This window comes from Ferrovibrio sp. (genome assembly GCF_035304305.1).
Lineage (GTDB): Bacteria > Pseudomonadota > Alphaproteobacteria > Ferrovibrionales > Ferrovibrionaceae > Ferrovibrio.
In genome coordinates this window covers 1-5,982 of the sequence record NZ_DATGQG010000048.1, presented here as the reverse complement: position 1 = coordinate 5,982, position 5,982 = coordinate 1, and the positions used below count along the sequence as shown (strand labels likewise).

The window sequence follows — 5,982 nt, the reverse complement described above, 5'->3', positions numbered from 1 at the left end:
GGCGGCGGTCTTCGGCTAACGTCGCTTCGTTGAAAGGGTGATCCCGCATGGATGACAGCGACAGGCAGGCGCCGGAGGTGGAGTTCACCGAGGGCTGCTGGGACATGGCGGCGCTGCCCGAGCCGCTGCTGCGGCGCGCCTTCGCCTACTGGGACGGCAAGCGCGGCGGCCGCGACCTGCCCGCGCGCGCCGATATCGAGCCGACCGAGATCCCCGACATCCTGCGCAACATCTTCCTGGTCGACGTGCTGGACGATCCGCCGCGCTTCCATCTGCGGCTGATGGGCACCGCCTTCCGCGACTGGTTCGGCCGCGAGCTGACCGGCTTCACCTTCGCCGCCGGCGATCTGAAGGGGCCGCTGGCGCGCTATTTCCAGGACTGGCGCGAGGTGGCCGGGGCGCGGCGGCCGCGCTGGATATGCTGCCGCCACTGGTTCGACCGCAGCCGCGGCGAGGGCATGGCCTGGACCGGCCTGGTCATGCCGATGGCGAAAACGGAGCAGGCGCCGGTCGACATGCTGTTCGGCGCCACGGTGTTCAGACGGATCGAGACATGAGCGCTTTCCCCGAACTTCCCACCGCGCGCCTGCTGCTGCGCGGCTTCCGGCCCGGGGACGAGGCCGCGTTCCAGGAGTTTGCCACCGCCGAGGATTTCTGGCGCTTCCTGCCCGGGCCGGCGCTGACGCCCGAGCTGGTGACGCGCTTCATCGCCGCGCGGGTGGCGGAGGCGGCCAATCCTTCCGGGCGCGACTGGGTTTTCGCCGTCGAGGAGATGCGGATGCAGCGCGCCATCGGCATGGTGCGGCTCAGCATCGCCTCCGTCGAGCATCGCCAGGGCAATATCGGCTTCTCGATGGACGGCCGCATCCGCGGCCAGGGCTATGCCTCGGAGGCGATGCGCGCGCTGCTCGATTTCGGCTTCGTGACGCTCGGCCTGCATCGCATCACGGCCCTGGCCGATGTGGAGAACGACCGCAGCCATGCGGTGCTGGAGAAGCTCGGCTTCCGGCGCGAGGGAAGGCTGCGGCAGAACTTTCTCGTGCGCGGTGCATGGCGCGACAGCGATCTCTTCGCGCTGCTGCGCGGCGAATGGGAAACCGGCGGGACGGCGGAAACGCTGCTCGCCTAGGCCTGTGTCATCCGGCGCGCGTTATCGGGCGGACTCGCTGCCCGGCGTTGCGCTGCCGCTGCCGGAACCGCCGGTCTGGCCGGCGCGTCCGGTCTCGCGGCCGGTGCGCGGATCGATCGCCTTCTCATGCGTCTCGCCGTTCCGGGTGACGAAGGTGACGCGGTACTTGCCGTCCTCCCATGCGACGTCGCGCACATAGGCGAATTCCGGCTCGCCCTCGACCTTGAGGATCAGCTGTGACAGCGACAGCGAACCGAGCGGCGGACCGTCGGGCAGCTCCTCGAGCTTGGGCGTCGGCGCCGGCGCGCCGATGCTGGGCGCCGGTGCGGAGGTGCCGGCCTGGGCGAGCAGGATGTGCGGCGCCGGCTGCTCTGTTGCCTGCATCATGGCCGGCGACGGGCCGGGCAGCCCCTGGCTGTTCAGCGCGGCGATCATGAGCAGGGCGGCGGTGGTCGTCATCAGGCACAATCCGGCAGGCAGTGGGAGAATACCGCCATTAACGCACCGGATCCGGGCAATGTTGTGGAGGCCGCTGTGGCTTTTCTGTGAGACCTACCCGCGCGGCGGCGCGGTCAGGCTGCCGAGGAAATCCCGCACCACGGCGGCGAACGCGGCCGGCTGTTCGTCATGCGGCACATGGCCGGCATCGAACAGCGCGAGCCGGGTGCGCGGATTGAGCCCGGCCATGCGCTTGATCTCGTCCGTCGTTACCGCCCAGCTCTGCCGGCCATGGACCAGCAGGACGGGACAGGCGATGGCCGCCCAGTCGGCGCTCCAGTCGCCGGTCAGCTCCGCCCGGGCGGGCAGGAAATTCTCGTCGCTGAAACGGAAGCCCCAGCCATCCTCGAATTCGTGCAGCGAGTCGAGCAGGTAGCGGTTCATGCCGAGCGGCGTGGTCCGCATGAAGGCGAGGAATTCGTCCAGGCTGTCCCAGCGGGTTGGCCAGGAGTCCTCCTGCGGCGGCGGGCCGATGCGGCAGCCGATGTCTTCCACGATCAGCGCGCGCACCAGATCGGGATGGCGCGCCGCGGTCTGATAGGCATTCACGCCGCCGAAGCTGTGGCCGAGCAGCGCCACCGCACCGCAGCCGGTCCGCGCCTGCACATGGCGGATGAAGGCGGCGGCATCGGCGATGAAGGTCTCGCGGCTGCCGTCATGGTCGTGGCTGCTCCAGCCATGGCCGCGCTGGTCCAGCGCGAGGATGCGCCAGTGCGGCTGCAGCTCCCGTGCCAGCGGCACCCAGTTGCGCGCGCAGCCCGAGCGGCCATGCAATGCGACGAGAATCTCTCCCTCGCCGCCGAAGTCGAGATACGAGAGTTCGGTGCCGTCGCGGGTAAAGGTTTGGCGGGTGATCATGGCGGCTTGCCTCTGGTCGTCATTCCCGGGCGCAGCGCGAGGAGGGGGATGGTCGTCAGTCCGTCAGCAGCTCAGCATTCTGGCCCAGCCGCACCAGGCCGCCTTCGACCACGCGGGCATAGACGCCGCAATCGGTGTTGCCGTAGGCCTGCTGCAGGATGTCGAGCACCGGCAGGTTCTTCTCGGCGGTGTCGGGATTGATATGCGTCGCCACGCAGCGGCCGATCGTTTCCTCGACCTGCAGCACCGCCATGCCGATGCGCAGGCGTTTGCCGATCCAGTCGCGTTCGGCCCAGGCGGGAAAGCCCTCCAGCAGCAGGTTGGCGCGCAGGCGGCGCCAGTCGAACATGTCGCCGCCGGTATGGCGGCCGAGATCCTGCAGCGAGGCGGCGTTCTGGATCGAGATGAAGGGATTCTGCACGTCGGTGAACCACGCGCCGGGTGCTTCCACCACGCTGACCCGGCCGCGGGTGTCGCGCTCGTCCATGTGTTCGAGCACCAGCGCCTCCAGGGCGGCGCGGCCTTCCCTTGTGGTGAGGTCGGCATCGTCGATCTGTCCGAGGCTGGTTTCGGGATCGAGGTCGGCCACGGTGATGCGCGTGCCGCTGGCGTCGAAGACGCAGTGCAGGGCGGCGATCCGCGGGTTGCGCGCCCAGTTGAGGAAATGCGCCTTCTTCTGCCAGCCGGGATGGGCCGGATCGAAGGCCGAGGCGCCATGGGCCAGCGCGAAGCGGCGGTCGCCGGGCAGCGGCCGGCCGGGTGCGAGTTCGGCGGCTTCCAGTGGCTGCGGGCTGAGGCCCTTCACGGGAAAGCGGGCGATGCGGATGAGGCGGCCGGAAGCGGATGTCGTCATGGCGAGACCTTGGCGGGGCGCACCGGCGCGGTCAACGTCCGATTGCGGCGGTGTCAAAGGCGGGGTCCCTCGCGTCCCGGCATTTTCGCGGCTTGACGCCCCGGCTGCCCCGCGCTGTTGTGGACGGGAACGACAAGCCGGAAACATGCCGCTCTACGTGCTCGCCCTGTTCGCCACGGCCTTGCTGCTCGGGGCGATGATGTTTTTCTCCTTCATCGTGCTGCCGGTGGCGCATCGCAAACTGGAGCCTCTCGCCGCGCGCCGCTTCGTGCGGGCGATCTTCCCGGTCTACTACAAGGTCATCGCCGCGCTGGGCGCCGTCGCCACGGTCTGCCTCGTCATCGTCGACGACCGCCTGCTGGCTGCCGCCATGGCCTTCGTCGCGGTGCTGGCGGCCTTCGTCGATCTCGGCCTGCGCCCGCGCATCTATTCGCTGCAGGACGCCACCCAGTGGGGCGAGGACGATGCGCGCCCGGTCTTCCGCCGCCTGCACCGCCTGAGCGTGCTGATCAACCTGGCGCAGATCCTCGCCGTCACCATGGTGCTGCTGGCGTTGGCCTACTGAGCGGGCTGGTTCTTGAACAAATCATGAACATGATCGGCTGGCGGGATGTTTCACGTGAGACACTGGGTGATGCGCCGCCTCATCGTCGCTCTCGGCTCTTCGGCCAGGCATGACGACGCTGGGGGTAATGAGTGTTTCACGTGAAACATCCCGGCAAACCGCAGCGCGGCGCGAATCCCTTTGACGCTCCGGCGGGGCTGGCCTAAAACCCGCGCCCATGCAGGACAAATTCGATGTCATCGTGATCGGCGGCGGACATGCCGGCTGCGAGGCGGCCGCGGCTGCCGCGCGCGTGGGCGCGCGCACCCTGCTGCTCACCCACAGGATCGAGACGATCGGCGAGATGTCCTGCAATCCTGCCATCGGCGGGCTGGCCAAGGGCCATCTGGTGCGCGAGATCGATGCTCTGGACGGCGTGATGGGGCGGGTGGCCGATGCCGCCGGCATCCAGTTCCGCATGCTCAACAGGTCGAAGGGCCCGGCCGTGCGCGGCCCGCGCACCCAGGCCGACCGCAGGCTCTATCGCCAGGCGATGCAGGCGATCCTGGCCGAACAGGCGAACCTGACGATCCGCGCCGCCAGCGTGGAGGACATCCGCATCGAGGATGGCGCGGTGAGGGGCGTCGTCACGGCCGATGGCGGCTTCATCGCCGCGCCGCGCGTGATCCTCACCACCGGCACCTTCCTGCGCGGGCTGATCCATATCGGCGAAGAGAAGATTCCGGCCGGCCGCGTCGGCGAGCAGCCGTCGCTGGGCCTGTCTAAAACCCTTGAAAAATGCGGCTTTTCGCTGGGTCGGCTGAAGACCGGCACGCCGCCGCGGCTCGATGGCCGCACCATCGACTGGGCCTCGCTGGAGATGCAGGGCGCCGACGATCCGCCGGTGCCGTTCAGCTTCCTCACCGAAACGATCACCGTGCCGCAGATCCGCTGCGGCATCACCTATACCTCGCCGGCCGGCCACGCGCTGATCCGAGCCAATCTGCATCGCGCGCCGATGTATTCCGGCCAGATCGAGAGCACGGGTCCGCGCTACTGCCCCTCGATCGAGGACAAGGTGGTGCGGTTCGGCCAGCGCGAGCGGCATCAGATCTTCCTCGAGCCGGAAGGGCTGGACGACGACACCGTCTATCCCAACGGGATTTCCACCTCGCTGCCGCGCGAGGTGCAGGCCGAGCTGCTGAAAACCATCCCCGGGCTGGAGCACGCCGTCATGCTGCGGCCGGGCTATGCCATCGAATACGACTTCGTCGACCCCCGCGAGCTGCTGCCGACCCTGGAAACCCGCCGCCAGCCGGGTCTTTACCTCGCCGGGCAGATCAACGGCACCACCGGCTACGAGGAGGCGGCGGCCCAGGGGCTGATCGCCGGCCTGAACGCCGCGCTCGCCGCCGGCGGGTCGGATTCCTTCACCCTGACCCGGGCGGACGCCTATATCGGCGTGCTGATCGACGACCTGATCACCCGCGGCACCTCGGAACCCTACCGGATGTTCACCAGCCGGGCGGAATACCGGCTCAGCCTGCGGGCCGATAATGCCGACCAGCGGCTCACCCCGCTGGGGCTGCGCATCGGCTGCGTGGGTGTTTCACGTGAAACAGTCTGGAAGCGGAAGGCGGCGGCGCTGGACTCCGCCCGCCGGCTGGTCCGCGAGCTGGCCATGACCCCGGCCGAACTGGCGAAAAGGGGCCTGAACATCAACCAGGACGGCCAGAAGCGCACCGCCGCCATGCTGCTCGGCTATCCCGACATGACCGTGGCAAAACTGGCGGAAATCTGGCCCGAATTGCGCGATCTGCGCCCCGATGTGGTCGAGCAGATCGAGATCGACGGCCGCTATGCCGGCTATATGGAGCGCCAGGAGGCCGACATCCTGGCCTTCCGCAAGGATGAGAGCCTGATCCTGCCCGACGGGCTGGATTACGACGCCATCGGCGGCCTCTCCAACGAGGTCCGCGCCAAGCTGAAGGCTGCCCGGCCGGGCACGCTGGGCCAGGCCGCCCGCATTTCCGGCGTCACCCCGGCCGCGCTGTCGGCCCTGCTGGGCTATGTGAAGAAAGCCCGCCGGCAGGGGATCGA

Annotated in this window: 7 protein-coding genes; 4 read left to right on the top strand and 3 right to left on the bottom strand. The window is 68.9% G+C overall.

The genetic code is table 11. The annotated features are described in order from the left end of the window. Positions 1–47 precede the first annotated feature (47 nt). A complete protein-coding gene (locus tag VKZ87_RS05965) occupies positions 48–557 on the top strand; it encodes a PAS domain-containing protein (RefSeq protein ID WP_324220340.1) in 510 nt (169 codons plus the stop codon). Continuing rightward, positions 554–1,129, top strand: coding sequence for a GNAT family protein (locus VKZ87_RS05960; RefSeq protein ID WP_324220339.1), 576 nt, complete (start codon positions 554–556; stop codon positions 1,127–1,129). Before VKZ87_RS05965 ends, VKZ87_RS05960 begins: the two co-directional genes overlap by 4 nt. A 21-nt stretch (positions 1,130–1,150) precedes the next feature. Here the strand turns inward: VKZ87_RS05960 and VKZ87_RS05955 are convergent, their stop codons facing one another. The 3 genes from VKZ87_RS05955 to VKZ87_RS05945 form a co-directional block, all read right to left on the bottom strand. Then, positions 1,151–1,588 carry a hypothetical protein gene (locus tag VKZ87_RS05955; protein WP_324220338.1) on the bottom strand — a complete coding sequence of 146 codons (438 nt, stop codon included), beginning with the start codon at positions 1,586–1,588 and terminating at the stop codon, positions 1,151–1,153. Positions 1,589–1,681: 93 nt separating this feature from the next. Continuing rightward, entirely contained in the window at positions 1,682–2,485 is an 804-nt protein-coding gene (locus VKZ87_RS05950; RefSeq protein WP_324220337.1) for an alpha/beta hydrolase, read from the bottom strand. A gap of 55 nt (positions 2,486–2,540) precedes the next feature. Then, on the bottom strand, positions 2,541–3,338 hold the full coding sequence (locus VKZ87_RS05945; protein WP_324220336.1) for an MOSC domain-containing protein: 798 nt from the start codon (positions 3,336–3,338) through the stop codon (positions 2,541–2,543). Positions 3,339–3,483: 145 nt separating this feature from the next. Between VKZ87_RS05945 and VKZ87_RS05940 the strand changes: the two genes are divergently transcribed. Together VKZ87_RS05940 and mnmG are read left to right on the top strand one after the other, a co-directional pair. Continuing rightward, complete coding sequence (locus tag VKZ87_RS05940; RefSeq protein WP_324220335.1) at positions 3,484–3,903, top strand: DUF4149 domain-containing protein; 420 nt, start codon at positions 3,484–3,486, stop codon at positions 3,901–3,903. Between the two features lie 217 nt (positions 3,904–4,120). Next, positions 4,121–5,982 (top strand): tRNA uridine-5-carboxymethylaminomethyl(34) synthesis enzyme MnmG (gene mnmG / locus VKZ87_RS05935; protein WP_324220334.1); only part of this gene is annotated, 1,862 nt, incomplete at its 3' end.